The 17,500-nt window shown below is 72.0% G+C and carries 18 protein-coding genes; 8 read left to right on the forward strand and 10 right to left on the reverse strand.

Annotation, left to right across the window (positions count from 1 at the left end; all coding sequences use genetic code 11):
• Positions 1–47 precede the first annotated feature (47 nt).
• The 4 genes from MHO01S_RS14825 (at position 48) to MHO01S_RS14840 (ending at position 3,784) form a co-directional block, all read left to right on the forward strand.
• A complete protein-coding gene (locus MHO01S_RS14825) occupies positions 48–881 on the forward strand; it encodes an NAD(P)H-hydrate dehydratase (protein WP_061782545.1) in 834 nt (277 codons plus the stop codon).
• 23 nt (positions 882–904) lie between these two features.
• Positions 905–2,155, forward strand: coding sequence for a glycosyltransferase 87 family protein (locus tag MHO01S_RS14830; protein ID WP_060960897.1), 1,251 nt, complete (start codon positions 905–907; stop codon positions 2,153–2,155).
• A 27-nt stretch (positions 2,156–2,182) separates the two neighbouring features.
• The gene (locus MHO01S_RS14835) at positions 2,183–2,515 is read left to right on the forward strand and encodes a thiamine-binding protein (RefSeq protein WP_060960896.1); all 333 of its coding nucleotides are present in this window, start codon (positions 2,183–2,185) and stop codon (positions 2,513–2,515) included.
• Positions 2,516–2,587: 72 nt separating this feature from the next.
• Positions 2,588–3,784: an MFS transporter gene (locus MHO01S_RS14840; RefSeq protein ID WP_060960895.1), complete on the forward strand. Its 1,197-nt coding sequence runs from the start codon at positions 2,588–2,590 to the stop codon at positions 3,782–3,784.
• A 6-nt stretch (positions 3,785–3,790) separates the two neighbouring features.
• On the opposite strand, the gene metX is transcribed toward MHO01S_RS14840, so the two are convergent.
• Both metX and MHO01S_RS14850 read right to left on the reverse strand, forming a co-directional pair.
• On the reverse strand, positions 3,791–4,993 hold the full coding sequence (metX, locus tag MHO01S_RS14845) for a homoserine O-acetyltransferase MetX (protein ID WP_060960894.1): 1,203 nt from the start codon (positions 4,991–4,993) through the stop codon (positions 3,791–3,793).
• 148 nt (positions 4,994–5,141) lie between these two features.
• Positions 5,142–6,464, reverse strand: a complete 1,323-nt coding sequence (locus MHO01S_RS14850) for a bifunctional o-acetylhomoserine/o-acetylserine sulfhydrylase (RefSeq protein WP_060961029.1) — start codon at positions 6,462–6,464, stop codon at positions 5,142–5,144.
• Between the two features lie 162 nt (positions 6,465–6,626).
• Between MHO01S_RS14850 and MHO01S_RS14855 the strand changes: the two genes are divergently transcribed.
• On the forward strand, positions 6,627–7,415 hold the full coding sequence (locus MHO01S_RS14855) for an SDR family oxidoreductase (protein ID WP_061782532.1): 789 nt from the start codon (positions 6,627–6,629) through the stop codon (positions 7,413–7,415).
• 29 nt (positions 7,416–7,444) lie between these two features.
• On the opposite strand, the gene MHO01S_RS14860 is transcribed toward MHO01S_RS14855, so the two are convergent.
• The gene (locus tag MHO01S_RS14860) at positions 7,445–8,947 is read right to left on the reverse strand and encodes an MFS transporter (RefSeq protein ID WP_223849528.1); all 1,503 of its coding nucleotides are present in this window, start codon (positions 8,945–8,947) and stop codon (positions 7,445–7,447) included.
• Positions 8,948–9,007: 60 nt separating this feature from the next.
• Here MHO01S_RS14860 and MHO01S_RS14865 point away from each other — a divergent pair, with 60 nt between their 5' ends.
• Genes MHO01S_RS14865 through MHO01S_RS14875 form a run of 3 tightly spaced genes read left to right on the forward strand, consistent with a single transcriptional unit; the run spans position 9,008 to position 10,823 of the window.
• The gene (locus MHO01S_RS14865; protein WP_060960893.1) at positions 9,008–9,508 is read left to right on the forward strand and encodes a phosphoribosyltransferase; all 501 of its coding nucleotides are present in this window, start codon (positions 9,008–9,010) and stop codon (positions 9,506–9,508) included.
• Positions 9,508–10,197 carry a uracil-DNA glycosylase gene (locus MHO01S_RS14870; RefSeq protein WP_060960892.1) on the forward strand — a complete coding sequence of 230 codons (690 nt, stop codon included), beginning with the start codon at positions 9,508–9,510 and terminating at the stop codon, positions 10,195–10,197. Before MHO01S_RS14865 ends, MHO01S_RS14870 begins: the two co-directional genes overlap by 1 nt.
• A 5-nt stretch (positions 10,198–10,202) precedes the next feature.
• Complete coding sequence (locus tag MHO01S_RS14875; protein WP_060960891.1) at positions 10,203–10,823, forward strand: GNAT family N-acetyltransferase; 621 nt, start codon at positions 10,203–10,205, stop codon at positions 10,821–10,823.
• 207 nt (positions 10,824–11,030) lie between these two features.
• Here the strand turns inward: MHO01S_RS14875 and MHO01S_RS14880 are convergent, their stop codons facing one another.
• Genes MHO01S_RS14880 through MHO01S_RS14910 form a run of 7 tightly spaced genes read right to left on the reverse strand, consistent with a single transcriptional unit; the run spans position 11,031 to position 17,385 of the window.
• On the reverse strand, positions 11,031–11,318 hold the full coding sequence (locus MHO01S_RS14880; RefSeq protein ID WP_231735195.1) for a protealysin inhibitor emfourin: 288 nt from the start codon (positions 11,316–11,318) through the stop codon (positions 11,031–11,033).
• A 25-nt stretch (positions 11,319–11,343) separates the two neighbouring features.
• The gene (locus MHO01S_RS14885; RefSeq protein WP_060960889.1) at positions 11,344–12,429 is read right to left on the reverse strand and encodes a M4 family metallopeptidase; all 1,086 of its coding nucleotides are present in this window, start codon (positions 12,427–12,429) and stop codon (positions 11,344–11,346) included.
• A 19-nt stretch (positions 12,430–12,448) separates the two neighbouring features.
• A complete protein-coding gene (locus tag MHO01S_RS14890) occupies positions 12,449–13,270 on the reverse strand; it encodes an ABC transporter ATP-binding protein (protein ID WP_082734282.1) in 822 nt (273 codons plus the stop codon).
• On the reverse strand, positions 13,267–14,055 hold the full coding sequence (locus tag MHO01S_RS14895; RefSeq protein WP_060960888.1) for an ATP-binding cassette domain-containing protein: 789 nt from the start codon (positions 14,053–14,055) through the stop codon (positions 13,267–13,269). Before MHO01S_RS14895 ends, MHO01S_RS14890 begins: the two co-directional genes overlap by 4 nt.
• Positions 14,052–14,930: an ABC transporter permease gene (locus MHO01S_RS14900; protein WP_060960887.1), complete on the reverse strand. Its 879-nt coding sequence runs from the start codon at positions 14,928–14,930 to the stop codon at positions 14,052–14,054. Before MHO01S_RS14900 ends, MHO01S_RS14895 begins: the two co-directional genes overlap by 4 nt.
• Positions 14,927–15,877: an ABC transporter permease gene (locus tag MHO01S_RS14905; protein WP_061782533.1), complete on the reverse strand. Its 951-nt coding sequence runs from the start codon at positions 15,875–15,877 to the stop codon at positions 14,927–14,929. Before MHO01S_RS14905 ends, MHO01S_RS14900 begins: the two co-directional genes overlap by 4 nt.
• On the reverse strand, positions 15,874–17,385 hold the full coding sequence (locus tag MHO01S_RS14910; protein WP_060960885.1) for an ABC transporter substrate-binding protein: 1,512 nt from the start codon (positions 17,383–17,385) through the stop codon (positions 15,874–15,876). Before MHO01S_RS14910 ends, MHO01S_RS14905 begins: the two co-directional genes overlap by 4 nt.
• Positions 17,386–17,500 lie beyond the last annotated feature (115 nt).

A 17,500-nucleotide genomic window follows, 5' to 3' on the forward strand; every position in this document is an offset into this window, starting at 1 on the left:
TGGCCTCGCTCGACGACCGGGGGTGGGGCCGGGGTACAGTGGCGGGCATGAGCGCTGCCCGGCCGTGGTCGGCGGCGGAATCCGCCGCCCTCCTCAGGGTGCCAACCGCCGACGACGACAAGTATTCCCGCGGCGTCGTGGGGCTGCGCACCGGATCCGAGGAGTACCCGGGGGCGGCCGTGCTGGGTGTCGAGGCGGCGTGGCGCACGGGTGTGGGCATGGTGCGCTACCTCGGGCCCCGCCGCGCCGCGGACCTCGTGCTGCACCGCCGACCCGAGACGGTCACCGCCGACGGCCGGGTGCAGGCGTGGGTCGTCGGCTCCGGCACGTCCGCGCAGACGCGGACCGCCGCGGAGACCTCCGCCGTCCGGACGCTCCTCGCCGGAGAGGCGCCGGTCGTCGTCGACGCCGGCGCCCTCGATCTCGTGCCGTCCGCGCCGCCCGGCACATCCGCCCGCCTGGTGCTCACTCCGCACGATCGCGAGCACACCGCCCTGCGCCGCCGCCTCGGGCGCGACGAGCAGCCCGATCGCGAGGCGGCCGCCGCCGACACCGCGACGGCGACGGGCGCGGTCGTCCTCCTGAAAGGCGGCACGACCCTGATCGCCGCCCCCGGCACGGGCGCCCCCGCCCTGCGCTCGGTCACGTCCGGCGTCGGCTGGCTCGCCACCGCCGGGACGGGCGACGTGCTCGCCGGCGTGCTGGGCGCGCTGCTGTCCGCCTACCCCGACCGACCCGCGGATGCCGCGGCCACCGCCGCCTGGCTCCACGGGCGCGCCGGCGCGCTCGCGTCCGAGCGGCACGGCGGCGGACCGATCGTCGCCCTCGACGTCGCGCACGCCGTGGCATCCGTCGTCGGGCAGCTGGTCTCGGACCGTTGAGCGCGTCTCCTTAGGATGGGGGGATGACGAGGCGGAGCGCACTGTGGGCCGCCTTCGTGATCGTGCACGTCGCCGTGGCCTGGCTCGGCTTCCTCCTGCCGAACGAGCCGATGGGCGACGTCTACCGCGTGTACGAGCCCTGGTCGCTCGGCGCCCTGCAGGGATACGGCATCGTCGGCATCGACCAGTCCTGGGTGTACCCACAGCTGGCCCTGCTGCCCATGCTGCTCGCCCACGCCTTCGCCTGGATCGCCGGCTACACCGTCGCGTGGGCGCTCGTGGTGATCGCCGTGGATGCCGTCGCCTTCGCGGTGCTCATCGGTCGCGCCCGGTCGGCCGCACGCCGGACGGCGGGCTGGTTCTGGCTCTGCTACATCGCACTGCTGGGCCCGGTCGGCCTCTACCGGCTGGACGGGTTCACCGTGGCGCTGGCGGTGCTGGGCTGCCTGTGGCTGCTCGGGCGGCCGTGGCTGGCCTCCGTGCTGCTGGCGGTCGCCACGTGGATGAAGGTGTGGCCCGCCGCTCTGCTCGCCGCCGCGGTCGTGGCGCTGCGTCGGCGGATCGCCCTGATCGGCGGGGCGCTGCTGGTGAGCGCGGCGACCCTCCTCGTCGTCGTCGCCCTCGGGGGCGCGGCGCACGCGTTCGGGTTCATCGGCGATCAGACGACCCGGGGCCTGCAGGTCGAGGCACCCATCAGCATGCCCTACCTCTGGGGCGCCCTCCTCGGCATCCCCGGCTTCTCGGTGTACTACGCCCAGGACCTGCTGACCTTCCAGGTCACGGGCACCGAGATCGATCCCGTCATCGCGGCGATGACGCCCGCGCTCATGATCGCGATGCTCGCCGTCGTGGGCCTGGGGGCGGCCGCGGTCATGCGCGGCGCCCGCTACGCGACGCTGTTCCCGACGCTGTCGCTCGCGCTGGTGTTGGGTTTCATCGTCTTCAACAAGGTCGGCTCGCCGCAGTACCTGTGCTGGCTCGTGCCCTCGCTGGTCGTCGGTCTGGTCATCGATCGCCGGCGATGGTCGGCCCCGGCATCCGTGGCCCTCTTCGCCGCGCTGCTGACGCAGCTCGTCTACCCGCTGACCTACAACGGCATCCTGTATCCGCAGGTGGTGCCGGTGAGCCTGCTGACCCTGCGCAACCTCGTGCTCGTCGCGATGTTCGTCTGGATGCTGGTCCGGCTCGTCGCGGTCGTGCGGGCGCCCACCGGGCCGGCACGGGCTGCCCGAGCCGCCGCCCTCGAGACGCCCACCGTGCGCAGCCTGCCCTGACCGCTCACCCCGATCGAAGGAGTCCCCATGCTCGTCGCGTTCTCCGTCGCCCCCAGCGGCGCATCCTCGCAGCCGACCGCGTCCGCGGACGGCTCGGTCCACGACGCCGTCGCCGCGGCGGTGAAGGTGGTGCGGGAGTCCGGCCTGCCGCACCGGACGACCTCGATGTTCACGGAGATCGAGGGGGAGTGGGACGAGGTGTTCGCGGTCGTGAAGGCGGCGACGGATGCCGTGATGCCGTTCGGCTCGCGCGTCTCGCTGGTGCTCAAGGCCGACATCCGGCCCGGGCGCACCGGTGAGATCGACGGGAAGATCGAGCGTCTCGAGACGGCCATCGCGGCGCTCGACGACCCGTCCTAGGCCGGCCTTGACGCTGTCGGCAACCGGTAGCATGACCGGGTGATCTCCTCGACACCGTCGAGGGGTGCGGCGATGTGGGCGCTCCTCTCTCTCGCCGTCGGCTCGTTCGGCATCGGCATGACCGAGTTCGTCGTCATGGGCCTGCTTCCCGACATCGCCGCCGACCTGCTGCCCGCCACGTGGGCGGCCTCGCCGGAGGATGCCGTCGCGCACGCCGGCTGGCTCATCACGCTGTACGCGCTCGGGGTGGTCATCGGCGCGCCGACGATCGCCGGCGCCGTCGCGAAGTACCCGCGACACCGCGTCATGCTGGCGCTCGCCGCCGCGCTGACGGTCGGCAACGCGCTGACCCTGGTGGCCCCGACGTTCGAGCTGGTCGCGGCATCCCGCGTGCTGGCCGGGCTGCCGCACGGCGCGTACTTCGGCATCGGCGCGCTCGTCGCCGCCGACGTCATGGGTCCGGGCAACCGCGCGAAGGGCGTCGCGTTCGTGCTCACCGGGCTCACGGTCGCGAACGTCGTCGGCGTGCCGCTCGGGACCTTCCTCGGGCAGAGCTTCGGCTGGCGCGTCGCCTTCCTCGTCGTCGCACTCATCTTCGCGCTCGCCGCCGTGATGATCGCCCTGACCGTGCCCGCCCACGCGGGGGATCCCGGCCGTACGCTCCGCGCCGAGCTGGGCGCGCTGCGCATCGGCCAGGTGTGGCTGACTCTCGGGGTCGGCGCGATCGGCTTCGGCGGCTTCTTCGCGGCCTACAGCTATGTCGCCTCGATCGTGACCGAGGTGGCCGGCGCGCCGAGCGCCGTGGTCCCCGTCATCCTCATCGTCATGGGCCTCGGGATGACGATCGGCAACCTGGTCGGCGGCCACCTCGCCGATCGCGACCTGAAGCGCACGATGCTGGGCGGCCTCGCCGCCCTGGTCGTGGTGCAGGTGCTCCTCGCGCTGAGCGCGGGGCTGCTGCTCACCCTCGGGGTGTTCATCTTCCTCGTCGGCTTCGTGTCGTCGGTGCTCAGCCCGTCGATCCAGACGCGGCTCATGGACGTCGCCGGCGACAACCAGTCGATCGCCGCGGCGCTGAACCACTCGGCGCTGAACATCGGCAACGCGAGCGGGGCGTTCCTCGGCGGCGTCGTGATCGCCGCGGGGTTCGGCTTCGTCGCGCCGGTCTGGGTGGGTGCGCTGCTCGCGGCATCCGGGCTCGTGCTCGCCCTGGTCAGCTTCGGGATCGAGGCGCGCGCGACGCGCCGTGCCGTGCACCCGGCCGGCTGAGCCGTATCAGTCCTGCAGCAGTCGCCGCAGATGTGCTCCCACCGCGGGCGTCTCGATGAGGAAGCCGTCGTGGCCGAAGTCGCTCGACAGCACGATCGCGCCGTCGTCGATCGTCGTGCGGATGCCTCGTGCGATCCGGTGCTGACCGTCGATCGGGAACAGCCGGTCGCTGTCGATGCCGAGCACGAGGGTGCGGGCGGTGACCCGGGCGAGGGCGTCCTCGACACCGCCGCGATCACGACCGACGTCGTGCGAGTTCATCGCCTCGACGAGCGTGATGTAGGTGTTCGCGTCGAAGCGGCGCGTGAACTTGTTGCCGTGGAAGTCGAGATAGCTCTCCACGGCGAACCGGCCGCCGTGCCCGAGCGGGCTCTTTCCCGACTGCCACGAGCGCTGGAAGCGCTGGTTCAGCTCGGTGGGGCTGCGGTAGTTCAGCAGTGCCATGCGGCGGGCCAGGGCGAGACCGCGGTGCGGGCCGTCGCCGTCGGGCGCGTCGTAGTACTCGCCGTCCGCGAAGCGGGGGTCCATCTGGATGGCCTCCAGCTGCACGCCGTTGAGGGCGATCTGGTCGGCCGTGGTCGTCGGCGGCGAGGAGAGGACCGCCAGCCGGCGCACCCGCTCGGGGAGGCCGACACCCCACTCCAGGGCGTGCATCCCGCCCATCGAGCCGCCGATCACCGCTGCCCACACCGGGATTCCCAGGCTGTCGGCGAGGAGCACCTGCGCGGCGACCTGGTCGCGGATCGTGAGGTACGGGAAGCGTCCCGCCCACTCGTAGCCGTCGGGTGCGATCGAGGACGGGCCTGTCGAGCCCTGGCATCCGCCGAGCATGTTGGGCGCCACGACGAACCAGCGGTCGGTGTCGATGGCAGCGCCGGGACCGACGATGTCGTCCCACCAGCCCGCGGTGGGGTGGCCGGGGCCGGCCGCGCCGCGCACGTGGCTGTCGCCGGTCAACGCGTGCAGCACGAGCACGGCGTTGTCGCGGTCGGGGGACAGCTCGCCCCAGGTCTCGTAGGCGAGTCGGATGCCGGGCAGCTCCCGACCGCCTTCCGTCGTGAACGCGCCGAACGCGGCGAAGCGGCGCTCGCCGGCCGGATCGCCGTCGCGCCAGGCGCCCGTCGCCGGGGGACGTCCGCGCAGGAGACGCGCGTCGGCCTCCGTGATCGGCGCGCTCGGCACCGTGTCCTCGGAGGTCTGCCAGTCCATACGATCCATTCTCCCGGCTCGCCCGGCGCGCGAACCGACTGTTACGCCGGGCGGGGCCCACACGCACGAACTCCGCAGTCGATCGCGTGATCGGCTGCGGAGCTCGCGGCATCCTGCGGTGCTCGTGCGCCGCGCGAGGGGAGTGGGCTCAGGCGCGGGCGGCCTCGGAGACCTTGCGCGCGGCGGCGAGGGCCTGCGCGAGGTCGGCCTTGAGGTCCTCGACGTTCTCCAGACCCACCGACAGGCGCACGAGGCCGGGGGTCACACCCGTCGTGAGCTGCTGCTCGGGCGTGAGCTGCGAGTGCGTCGTGGATGCCGGGTGGATGACGAGCGAGCGCACGTCGCCGATGTTCGCGAGGTGGCTGAACAGCTCGAGCGCGTTGACGAACTCACGGCCGGCCTCCACGCCCCCCTTCAGCTCGAACGAGAGCACCGCGCCGACACCCTTCGGGGCGTAGCGGTTCGCGGCGGCGTACCAGGGCGAGGTGGGCAGGCCCGAGTAGTTCACCGACGCGATGTCGTCGTGGTTCTCCAGCCACTCCGCGATCTCCTGCGCGTTCTGCACGTGACGCTCGATGCGCAGCGACAGGGTCTCGATGCCCTGGATGAGCAGCCACGCGCTCTGCGGCGAGATGGCGGCACCCAGGTCGCGCAGCAGCTGCACGCGGGCCTTGATGACGTAGGCCAGGCCGTCGCCGACCGCCTGCGTGTAGACCGCGCCGTGGTAGGAGGGGTCGGGGGTGGTCAGGCCCGGGAAGCGGTCGGCGTGCTCCGACCACGGGAAGGTGCCGCCGTCGACGATCGCGCCGCCGATGACGGTGCCGTGACCGCCGAGGAACTTGGTGGCCGAGTGCACGACGATGTCGGCGCCGTGCTCGAACGGGCGGATGAGGTACGGGGTCGCGATCGTGTTGTCGACGATGAGCGGCACCCCGGCCTCGTGCGCGACGTCGGCGACGGTGCGGATGTCGAGGACGTTGATCTGCGGGTTGCCGATCGTCTCCGCGAAGAACAGCTTCGTGTTCGGGCGGACGGCGCGGCGCCACTCCTCGGGGTCGTCCTGGTTCTCGACGAACGTGACCTCGATGCCGAGCTTGCCCAGCGTGTACTTGAACAGGTTGTAGGTGCCGCCGTAGATCGAGCTCGACGAAACGATGTGGTCGCCCGCCTCGGCGATGTTGAGCACCGCGAAGGTCTCCGCGGCCTGACCCGATGCGACGAGGAGGGCGCCGGTGCCGCCCTCGAGCGCGGCGATGCGCTGCTCGACGACATCCTGCGTGGGGTTCTGGATGCGGGTGTAGATGTTGCCGAACTCGGCCAGAGCGAAGAGGTTCGCGGCGTGGTCGGCGTTGTCGAACACGTAGGAGGTGGTCTGGTAGATCGGGGTGGCGCGCGCCTTCGTGACCGGATCGGGCTGGGCGCCCGCGTGGATCTGCGTGGTCTCGAAGCGCCAGTTCTCGGATGCGGACATGTCGGGCTCCATCGGGGTATCGGGAAGTGGAGGGGTGCCGGGACGGACGCCGCGGCCACCACCGAGAGTAGGGATCGGCGTCGTTGTCAACAACGGGTGGGAAATGTGACGTAACGAATTCGGCTCCCGACGGCATCCGGCACCGTGACGTAGCGTGGGGGCATGACTTCGCAGCAGGGGACCAGACGAGCCGTGGTGACGGGTGCGAGCTCGGGGATCGGAGCCGCCACGGTGCGGGCCCTCCGGGCGAGCGGGTGGGAGGTCGTGGGCGTCGCGCGCCGCGCCGACCGCCTTGCCGCCCTCGACGCCGAGGTCGGCTCCGCGTCGTTCGCGGCGGACCTCTCGAACGCGGCGGACGTCGCCGCGCTCGTCGAGCACCTGGCCGCGACCGGTCCGCTGCACGCGCTCGTCCACGTCGCGGGCGGCGCGCGCGGCACCGACCGGGTCGAGAACGGCGATCCCGCCGACTGGCGGTGGATGTTCGAGGCCAACGTGCTGTCGGCCCAGCTGGTGACCGCCGCGGTGCTGCCGCTGCTGCGTGCGGCGATCGGCGCCGGCGGCCACGCCGACACCCTGTACGTGACCTCGACGGCCGCCCAGACGGCGTATCCCGGCGGCGCCGGCTACAACGCCGCGAAGGCGGGCGAGGCGATGCTCGTGCACGCCCTCCGCCTCGAGCTCAACGGCGAGCCGATCCGGGTGACGGAGATCGCGCCGGGGATGGTCTACACCGAGGAGTTCACGCTCAACCGGCTGGGCGGCGACCGGGCCACCGCCGAGAAGGTCTACGAGGGCGTCGAGAATCCGCTCGTCGCGGACGACGTCGCCGACGTGATCGCCTACGCGCTGAATGCGCCCGGACACGTCAACCTCGACCTCGTGACGATGCGGCCCGTCGCCCAGTCCGCGCAGCACCTGCTCGCGCGCGGGCGCCTCCGCCCGCGCGGCTGACCCCGCGGCGCGCCCGCAGCGGCGACGCGTCAGGAGGCGGGAGCGTCGGAGAAGGCCACCTTCGGGACGAACACGAGCAGAAGGGCCGCGAGGAAGCCGCCGCCGGCGCAGATCGCCCACACCGTGAGGTAGCCGCCGAGGGAGGCCGCGGTCTGGCTGGCCACGGCGCCGGCGCCGGCGGCGAGCACCACACCGAACACGGCCGACGAGAACGAGCCGCCGATGGTCTTGGTCGTGTTGGTCAACGCCGTCGCGATGCCCGTCTGCCCGCGCGGGGCGGCGGCGGCCGCGGCCGCCGGGAGCGCCCCGACGAGCGCACCGCAGCCGAGGCCGGCGATCGAGAGGTTCAGCAGCACCTGCCACAGCTCGAGGTGGAACGGCAGGAAGAGGAGATACCCCACGCCCACCAGCAGGGAGGCCCCGATCAGCACGACCCGCGGGCTCGCCCGCCGCGACGTGATCGCGAACAGCACGGCTCCCACGATCAGCGACACCAGGTACACGCCGATGATGTTCGAGCGCTCCGTGGCATCCAGGCCGAGGCCGTACCCGATCGAGGGATCGGTGCCGGCATACGTCGACAGCGGTCCCTGGGCGCCGAGGAGGCTGATCCCGATGAGGAACGCGGTGGCCTGCACGGGCCACATCTCCGGGCGCCGCAGCACGCGGATGTCGACGGCGGGGTCGTCCTGGCGCAGTTCGTAGCGCACGAACCAGACGAGCACGCCCGCCCCCGCGACCAGCAGCGCCACGACCCAGAACCAGGCGCCGGAGCCGAGTGCGAGCTCGCCGATCATGCGCATCCAGGCGAGCCCGCCCGTGATCAGCAGGAGCGCCCAGGCGAGCAGCACGAACCCCCAGGTGTCGAGGCGTCGTCCGCCCTCGGGGACGGACTCGGGGACGCCGACCCAGATGACGAGGGCGACGACCGTCACGGCGATCGCCGGCACGACCAGCGTGGCGGTGAGGTTCTGCCCGGTCGCCGCGAAGATGCGCCCCGCGGCGAGGGCGCCGATGATCGCTCCCGCCTGCAGCCCGACGACGAGCAGGCCCGCGGCGCGGCGGGTCGTGGACACACCCCGCTGCTGGACGCGTCCGCGCTCGAAGATGAGCGCGATCTCCAGCGGCAGCCAGACGACGTAGAAGCCCTGCAGCGCCCAGGCGATCAGGAAACTCCAGAACGAGGTCGCGAACACGAGCCACCACGTCGCCCCGGCAGTCAGGATCGCGGCGATCAGCAGGATGCGCTTGTGCCCGTACATGTCGCCGAGCTTGGCGAGCACCGGGACGACCAGTGCCGACAGCAGCAGCTGCGCCGCCTCGAACCAGTTGACGTCCGAATCGTGGATGCCGAGGGAGACGACGATGTCGCTGAAGAGCGGCACGTAGTAGCCCTGCAGGATGCCGCTGACGATCTCCACCAGGATGAACCAGCCGATCAGGCCGGCGGTGATGCCGAAGCCGGCGGGGAGCCGGGCGGAGCGGGCGCGGGAGGTCTTCGCCGTCGAAGAGCCTGCAGTGGGGGAGGTCACGGCGTTCACTCTAGCCACGCGTGACGGCGGGCGGCGGCACCGACGCCTAGGCTGAATGCCGTGACCAGCGAGCGCGAAGTGTTGACATGGGACGGTTTCGGCGAGGCGACCCGGGCGCTGTCCCGATCGATCGTGGCGGACGGGTTCGTGCCCGACGTCGTGGTGGCGATCGCACGCGGCGGGCTGCTGCCCGGCGGCGCCATCGCGTACGGCCTCGGCGTGAAGAGCTGCGGCGCGCTGAACGTGGAGTTCTACACGGGCATCGGCACGGTGCTCGAGGCGCCGGCGCTGCTGCCGCCCGACCTCGACCTCGGCTACCTGCCGGGCAAGCGGGTGCTGCTCGTCGACGACGTCGCCGACAGCGGACGCACGCTGGCGCTCGCCGTGAAGATGCTGCGCGACGCGGATGCCGACGTGCGCTCGGTCTGCATCTACACGAAGCCCGGCAGCATCGCCCGGCCCGACTACTCCTGGCGTGAGACCGACCGCTGGATCGACTTCCCGTGGTCGGCCGCCGGCTCCGTCATCGAGGAGGATGCCGGCGCGGAGGCGAGCGCCTGATGGCGATGACGCTCGATGAGCTGGCCGGTGCCGGGCTCATCGACGCGGACTGGGCGTCCGCGCTCGCGCCGGTCGCCCCGGACATCGCCGCCCTCGGCGAGCGGCTGCGCGCCGAGACGGCCGCCGGTCGCCCCTACCTGCCCGCGGGCGACAAGGTGCTCCGCGCGTTCGCGCGCCCCCTGTCCGCGGTGAAGGTCCTCATCGTGGGCCAGGACCCGTACCCGACGCCCGGTCACCCGATCGGACTGTCGTTCGCCGTCGACGCGCACGTGCGGCCCCTGCCGCGGAGCCTCGCGAACATCTACCAGGAGCTCGAAGCCGACCTCGGCATCCCGAGAGCGCCGCACGGCGACCTCTCCGCCTGGAGCGACCAGGGCGTCATGCTGCTCAACCGCGTGCTGACGGTGGCGCCCGGAGCTCCCGCGTCGCATCGCGGGTGGGGGTGGGAGAAGGTGACCGAGCACGCCATCCGCACGCTGGTGGCCCGCGAACGCCCGCTCGTGGCGGTGCTGTGGGGGCGGGATGCCGCGAACCTGCGGCCGCTGCTCGGGGCGACCCCGATCGTCGAATCGGCTCATCCCTCACCGCTGTCGGCCAGCCGGGGCTTCTTCGGCTCACGGCCGTTCTCGCGCGTCAACGAGCTGCTGGCGCAGCAGGGTGCGTCCGCCGTGGACTGGCGCCTAGGCTGAGCGTCATGCTGGAGGAGGAGTACGAGAAGACGCGACGGCGGCTGCCGGCGCATCTGCGGCGCGCCGAGCAGGAACGACCGTTCGCGTACGAGATCCGTCCCGTGCGGGATGCCGACATCCCCGACATCCGCGAGATCTACAACCACTACGTGACGAACTCCGTCGTGACCTTCGACGAGAAGAAGTGGACGCTCGCGCAGTGGCGCGAGAAGGTCGCGCACCTGTCGCGGCTGGGCATGCCGTTCCTGGTCGCCCAGTCGCCGAGCGGGCAGATCCTCGGCTACGCGCTCGTACAGCCCATGTCCGCCAAGTCCGCGTATCGCTACAGCGTCGAGAACTCGATCTACCTGGGGCAGGCGGCCACCGGGAAGGGGCTGGGGCGTGCGCTGCTCGAAGCGCTCATCGCGGCGAGCGAGGCCGCCGGCATCCACCAGATGGTCGCCGTGATCAGCGACAAGGGTGCCGAGTCGTCGATCGCCCTCCACGAGAAGCTCGGCTTCGTCGAGGTCGGGCGGATGGGCCGGGTCGGCTTCAAGTTCGGTCGCTGGCTGGGCACCATCTACCTGCAGAAGCAGCTGTCTCCCGTCAAGAAGAAGCGCTCGCTGTTCTCCCGATCCGAGCGCTGACCGGCCGCCGTCGCCCGCCGGCTCGTCGCCCGCGGAGGAGCCACCCCGGCCGCTCGCGGAGGCGCCGTGACGAACGCCGGACTTCTCGGCCGCCCCCGAGGGGTACCCGCGGTATCCGGGCGGCCTCCCCGGCCGCCGCGCGGATTGTCCGACGCTCGTCACGGGGGCACAACCCGGCGAGGCAGGCCGAGCCGGGCGGGGTCGGGCTCAGCCCGCGGATCCGCGCGCGCGGACGGCGTCGAGCAGCTCGCGCCACGCGCCGCGCGCCTGGTCCTCGCCGATGACGGCGCGGTGACGTCGACCGCGCAGGTCGGCGTCGATCGTCCAGGTGAAGCGATCGGCGCCGTCGGCCGGTGGGGGATCGGATGCCGTAGCCTCCCACGGGCAGCGCCCGACGAGCGCGATCCAGGTCGCGGACTCGTGCGGGGGAGCGCTCACGCTCCATCGGCGGGTGAGCCCCGCGAACCCGCCGGAGCGGGTGACGCTCAGGAACACCTCCGGCTCGCCCTGCTCGGCAGGGTCAGACGTGGGGCCTGGATCGGGGTGATTCGTCACGGGCGGTCACGCCGACGGCGTTCCACGCGGTGCGGACGGCCTCGGCTTCCTCCGAGTCCTCACCGTACTCCCGCTCGGCGGTCGCCGTCGTGGCCGCCGCGAAGGTCGCGAAGTCGGCCGTGCGCGACAGCGAGCCCGAGGTGACGGTGGTGTACCAGATGCGTCCGGCGCGCTCCCACGCGAAGCCGCCGAGGGCGGTGGCGACGAGGTGGAACGCCTTGTTGGGGATGCCCGAGTTGATGTGGACGCCGCCGTTGTCCTCGGCGGTGTCGACGTAGTCGCGCATGTGGGCGGGCTGCGGGTCGCGGCCGAGCACGTCGTCGTCGTACGCCGTGCCCGGTGCGCTCAGCGAGCGCAGGGCGACGCCCTGGACGGCGTCCGTGAAGATCCCGGCGCCGATCAGCCACGTCGCGTCGGCGGCGCTCTGGCGGCGGAGGTGCTGCTCGGTGAGGGCGCCGAAGACGTCGGCCACCGATTCGTTGAGCGCGCCGGACTGTCCGCGGTAGTCGAGACCGCCGCCGTGCTCGATCACGCCGTGGCCCAGCTCGTGCCCGATGACGCTGATCGACCCGGTGAAGCCGCGGAACACCTCGCCGTCACCGTCGCCGAAGACCATCCGCTCGCCGTTCCAGAACGCGTTGTCGTAGCGATCGCCGTAGTGCACGGTCGCCTCGAGGGTGCCGCCCGCGCCGTCGATCGACCGCCGGGAGAACGCATCCCAGAACAGCTCGAAGCTCGCCCCGAGCCCGTCGAACGCCTCGTCGACCGCCGGGTCGCCCGAGGCCGGGTCGTCCTCGCCGCGCACGCGCACGCCGGGTAGCTGCTCGCGGTGCTGCGCGTCGGAGATCACACGGTCGGGGGCGGGCTCGCCGCTCACGACGAGCGCATCACCGTCGACCGAGAGGTCGAGCCGGGCGCGATCGGGACGCGACGGATGGTAGGTGCGCACGATCGCGAGCGTCGCCCGGGCGGCCTCCGCCGCGGCCTCGAGGTGAGGAGCCTGCGCGGCGGCGAGGCGGGACAGCAGGTACGGGGGGACGATGGCCGGCATGGCGTCACCCTACGCCCGGCTACCGACGCCCGTCTGCGTCGCGCGGCGGGTCGATCACCGGGATCGATGCGAGCAGACGCCGCGTGTAGGCGACCTGAGGGGCGAGGAGCACCTTCTCCGTCGGGCCCTCCTCGACGATCCGCCCGTCCTTCATGACGATGACCTCGTCGCACAGGTTCTGCACCACGCCGATGTCGTGCGAGACCATCACGAGGGTGAGCCGCTCGCTCTCGCGCAGCGCGCGCAGCAGCTCGAGGATCTGCGCACGCACGGTGACGTCGAGGGCCGACAGCGGCTCGTCGCCGACGAGGATGCGCGGACGGTGCACGATCGCGCGGGCGAGGGCGACGCGCTGACGCTGGCCGCCGGAGAACTCGTGCGGGTAGCGGTCGGCCATCTCGGCGTCCAGCCCGACCGCCTCCAGCACCTCCCGCACCCGGGCGCGCCGGTCGCCCGGGATGCCGAGCGCCCACAGGGGCTCGCCCACGATCCGGCCGACGCTCATGCGCGGGTCGAGCGACGCGTAGGGGTCCTGGAAGACGATCCCCGTCTCGCGGCGCAACCAATGCAGCGAGCGGGCGGATGCGCCGGCGTCGACGCGGCGACCGGCGACCGTGACGGTGCCCGTCGAGGGGCGGTCGAGTCCGAGCAGGATGCGCACGAGGGTCGACTTGCCGGAGCCGGACTCGCCGATGATGCCCACGGCCGATCCCTCGAAGACGTCGATGTCGGCGTCGTCGAGCGCGGTCGTCCACCGCGCCGGCTCGAGCAGTCGGGTGCCGCGCTGGCGGAAGCGGCGGCTCAGCCCGCGTCCGCTGAGCAGGGGCGAGGCGTCGCTCACGAGATCCCTCCCGGGCGCCACAGGGTGGCGGTCGCGTCGCGCAGGAGTCCCTGCGTGACGGGGGATGCCGGTGCGGTGAGCAGCCGGGAGAGCGGTCCGTGCTCGATGACCCGTCCCTCGTCGAGCACGACCGCGTGGGTGGCGATCTGCGAGAGCACCGCGAGGTCGTGGGTGATGAACACGAGCGACATCCCGTCGCGGGTGACGAGACCCGCCAGCAGGTCGAGCACCTCCGCCTGGATCGTCACGTCCAGCGCCGTGGTGGGTTCGTCCGCGATGAGCAGCCGGGGGCGGCAGGCCAGGGCCATCGCGATGGCGACGCGCTGTCGCTGACCGCCGGAGAGCTGGTGCGGATAGCGCCGCACGATCTGCGCCGGCTCGGGCAGGCGCACTCGCTCCGCCTCCGCGATCGCGCGCACCGCGGCATCGCGGCGTCCGAGGCCCTCGTGGATGCGCACCGACTCGGCGATCTGACGCCCGACGGTGCGGATGGGGTTGAGGGCGGTGCGCGGCTCCTGGAACACGATGCCGATCTCGTCGCCGCGCAGCCGCGCGAGCTCGCGGTCGGGGAGGCCGATCAGCTCGCGGTCGTCCCAGCGGATGCTGCCCGACGCCGTCGCGGCGTCCGGCAGGAGGCCGAGCACCGCGAGGGCGGTGAGCGACTTGCCCGAGCCGGACTCACCGATCAGCCCCACGCGAGCGCCGTCGGGCACGTCGAAGGAGACGCCGTCGACGACACGACGGCCGTCGATCTCGATCACGAGGTCGCGCACCACGAGGCTCATGCGATCACCGCCGGGGTATGCGTCTGCGCGGCCGTGCGACGCCGCGACAGGGTGGGGTCGGTCGCCTCGCGCAGGGCGTCGCCGAGCAGGTTGAGTCCGAGGACGGTGATGGTGATCGCCAGACCCGGCCAGACCACGCTGAGCGGATGCACCGAGATGTACTGCTGGAGGTCCTTGAGCAGCAGGCCCCAGCTCGGCTCGGTGAGCGGCGCGCCGAAGCCGAGGTAGCTGAGTCCGGCCTCGGCGAGGACGGCGACCGCCATGCCCCACGACAGCTGCACGATGAACACGGGCGCGACGTTGGGCAGCAGGTGCCGGTACAGGTTCTGGAACGGGGTGAGTCCGGCCGCGCGACCGGCGAGGACGAAGTCGCTGTGCAGCACACGCCGCAGCTCCGGGCGCGTGACGCGCGCGATGTTGACGCCGAAACCGATGCCGACCGACACGATCACCACCCAGAGCGAGCCGCCCCACACCGACGAGATCATCATGGCGATCAGCAGGACCGGGAAGGCGATCAGGATGTCCACGAGCACGGCCACCGTCTCCCGCAGCCAGCGGGCGGTCAGCGAGCCCAGCGCCGCGAGGGCGACGCCGATCACCGTCGCGACGAGCCCGGCGCCCAGTGCGACCCAGACGGTCGTGCGCGCCCCGGCCATCAGCAGGCTCAGGATGTCGCGGCCAGAGCCGTCCGTGCCGAGCATATGCGGCCAGCCCGGGGGAGCCCACCGTCCGTCGACGTCGACGGTCTGCGGATCGAAGGGCAGCCAGAACCGCGCGACGAGCGCCACGACCCCGATCGCGAGGACCACCACGAGACCGAAGCGTCCCGTCGACAGCGACCAGAGCCGGCGCAGCCACTCGAGCCTTCTCATTCCGCCTCCCGCTGCCGGGGGTCGATGACCCGGTGGACGAGGTCGACGGCGAACCCGACCACGAGGACGAACCCGGTCAGCACGAGCAGTTCGCCCTGCACCTTGAGGAGGTCGCGCTTGCCGACGTCCTCCACCAGCATCCGTCCGATGCCGGGGAGGCTGAACAGCTGCTCGATGACGACGGCTCCGACGATGATGCCCGCGACCTGCAGCCCGAGCACCGTGATGATGGACAGCCCGACCGTGGGCAGGCCGTGGCGCAGGAGCGCCTGGGTGCGGGTGAGGCCCTTCGCGGCCGCGGTGCGGACGAAGTCCTGCCCCGTGGCCTGCAGGGTGGCCGAGCGGACGAAGCGCATCAGCATCGCACCCTCGACCACGCCGATCGTGATCGCCGGCAGCAGCAGGGCGCGGACGGCGGATGCGGGGTCGCTCCATCCTGCGCGGGGGAACCCCTGCGCGGGCAGCCAGCCGAGCCAGACCGCGAAGACGAGGACGAGCATCATGCCCGCCCACACGACCGGCACCGCCGCGACGGCCTGGGCGCCCACCGACAGCGCCGTGCCGTCGGGGCGTCCGCGGCGCATCGCCGACACGACGCCGAAGGGGAGGGCGATCACGAGCGCCACCGTCATGGCCATCAGCCCCAGCGGGATGGTGACCTGGGCCTTCTCGGCCAGCTGCGCCCCGACCGGCGCCCCGGTCAGCAGCGACTGCCCGAGGTCGCCGCGCAGCACCCCGCCGATCCAGGCGAGGTACTGCACGGGCAGCGGCTGGCCGAGGCCGAGGCGCTCGCGGATCGCGGCGACCTGCTCCGGACTCGAGTCGATCCCGGCGATGAGCTGCGCCACATCGCCGGGAAGGACCCGCAGCGTGAGGAAGATCAGCGCACTGGCGACGAACAGGCCCAGCAGGAGCAGGGCCAGTCGCGTCAGTACGTAGCGGATCACCCCTTGCTCTTGGCCAGTTCGGCGAGGTCGATGCGCTCGTTGACGTTGACCGAGGGGAAGCCGCTCACGTTGGTGGCGACCGCGACGACCGAGGCACCGTTGTACAGCCAGTCGGCGGCCTGGTCGTCGGCGACGATCTTCGCGGCCTTCTTCAGCAGGTCGGCGGAGGTCTGCTCGTCGGTCGCGCTGAGCGACTGCTGGTAGAGCTTCTGCACCTCGGCGTTGTCGTAGGTGAAGTAGTAGTCCGGGTTCGCCCAGTTCTCGAAGTCACGCGCCTCGGTGTGCAGGACGAAGCTGAGGTCGTAATTCTTGTTGATGTAGACGTCGTTGAGCCACGTCGGGAACTCGACGGCCTTCACCTTGAGCGTGATGCCCACGTCGTTGAGGTTCGACACGAGGATCTGCGACACCGTCGTCCCGTAGAACGAGGGGATCGTGAGGGTCAGCGTGAGATCGCTCACGCCCGCCTCCGCGAGCAGCTTCTTCGCGGCATCCGGATCGAACGGCGCCGTCGACGAGAGGTCCTCGTAGCCGGGGTCGAGCTCGGGGATGGGACCGTAGAGGGTCTGGCCCGCACCCAGCGCCTTCACGATGGCGTCGTGGTCGATGGCCTGGCGGATGGCCTGGCGCACGCGCTTGTCGGACAGCGGGGCCTTCGTCGCATTCATCGCGAGCGTGCCCTTGTCGGTGGACTTGCCGAGCACGAGCGCGAAGTCGCCGTTCGCCTCGACCTGGTCCTTGAGGTTCGCGTCGAAGCCGGTGACGACGTCGAGCTCGTGGGCGAGAGCGCCGTTGAGGGCCGCCTGGTTGTCGGGGATGTAGTCGAAGACGACCTCCTTCGCCTTCGCCTTGTCGCCCCAGTAGGCGTCGTTGCGGTCGAAGGTGATCGAATCGCCCTGCTTCCAGTTCGCGAGGGTGAACGGACCGGTGCCGTTGGCCTTCGTCTTGCGGTCGGTGGTGTCGTCCTTCTTCAGGACGAGGCCGGCGCGACCGGTGAGGTTCCACAGCAGGCTCGAGTCGGGCTCGCTGAGGGTGAGGACGATGTCCTGGCCGTTCGCGGCGATCGTCTGCACGCGGGCGAGGCGCTCGGAGTCGCGGTAGGCGGCGTTGTCCTTCACCTGCTGGAGCGACCAGACGACGTCCTCGGGCGTGAGGGGCGAGCCGTCGTGGAAGCTCACCCCCTCGCGGAGGGTGAACGTGTAGGTGAGGCCGTCGCCGGAGACGTCGTAGCTGCTGGCCAACGCCGGCTCGATCTGCTGGTCGGGCGTGCGGGAGACGAGCCCCTGGTACACGTTGTCGATGAGGATCTGGTCGAGCGCGGCGCCGGCCGTCTCGCGGATGTCGAGGTTGCTCGGCTCGGAGACCAGGCGCACCGTCACGACGGCGTCGGGGTCGGGCGTGACCGCGGAGGCCGAGGTGTCGGGGGCGGCGCCGCCGGAGCAGGCGCTGAGCAGCAGGGCGCCGGCCGCGATGAGCGCGGCCGCGGCGACGGAGGTGCGGCGAAGCATGTGAGAGGTGTCCTTTCGGGGGCGCGGGCATGCGCCGGTGCTGTGCGCAGCGGCCCGCGGACTCTTGTGCGCGTTACAGCCTAGGCTTTGCCGGGCCCGTCGCGGTCATCGATCG

Source organism: Microbacterium hominis NBRC 15708, assembly GCF_001592125.1.
Taxonomy (GTDB): domain Bacteria; phylum Actinomycetota; class Actinomycetes; order Actinomycetales; family Microbacteriaceae; genus Microbacterium; species Microbacterium hominis.

Bases quoted from the DNA above. Each gene is read 5' to 3' on its own strand.
- MHO01S_RS14825 (WP_061782545.1), top strand. From the start codon at position 48: ATGAGCGCTGCCCGGCCGTGGTCGGCGGCGGAATCCGCCGCCCTCCTC.
- MHO01S_RS14830 (WP_060960897.1), top strand. From the start codon at position 905: ATGACGAGGCGGAGCGCACTGTGGGCCGCCTTCGTGATCGTGCACGTC.
- MHO01S_RS14835 (WP_060960896.1), top strand. From the start codon at position 2,183: ATGCTCGTCGCGTTCTCCGTCGCCCCCAGCGGCGCATCCTCGCAGCCG.
- MHO01S_RS14840 (WP_060960895.1), top strand. From the start codon at position 2,588: ATGTGGGCGCTCCTCTCTCTCGCCGTCGGCTCGTTCGGCATCGGCATG.
- metX (WP_060960894.1), bottom strand. From the start codon at position 4,993: ATGGACTGGCAGACCTCCGAGGACACGGTGCCGAGCGCGCCGATCACG.
- MHO01S_RS14850 (WP_060961029.1), bottom strand. From the start codon at position 6,464: ATGTCCGCATCCGAGAACTGGCGCTTCGAGACCACGCAGATCCACGCG.
- MHO01S_RS14855 (WP_061782532.1), top strand. From the start codon at position 6,627: ATGACTTCGCAGCAGGGGACCAGACGAGCCGTGGTGACGGGTGCGAGC.
- MHO01S_RS14870 (WP_060960892.1), top strand. From the start codon at position 9,508: ATGGCGATGACGCTCGATGAGCTGGCCGGTGCCGGGCTCATCGACGCG.
- MHO01S_RS14875 (WP_060960891.1), top strand. From the start codon at position 10,203: ATGCTGGAGGAGGAGTACGAGAAGACGCGACGGCGGCTGCCGGCGCAT.
- MHO01S_RS14885 (WP_060960889.1), bottom strand. From the start codon at position 12,429: ATGCCGGCCATCGTCCCCCCGTACCTGCTGTCCCGCCTCGCCGCCGCG.
- MHO01S_RS14895 (WP_060960888.1), bottom strand. From the start codon at position 14,055: ATGAGCCTCGTGGTGCGCGACCTCGTGATCGAGATCGACGGCCGTCGT.
- MHO01S_RS14900 (WP_060960887.1), bottom strand. From the start codon at position 14,930: ATGAGAAGGCTCGAGTGGCTGCGCCGGCTCTGGTCGCTGTCGACGGGA.
- MHO01S_RS14910 (WP_060960885.1), bottom strand. From the start codon at position 17,385: ATGCTTCGCCGCACCTCCGTCGCCGCGGCCGCGCTCATCGCGGCCGGC.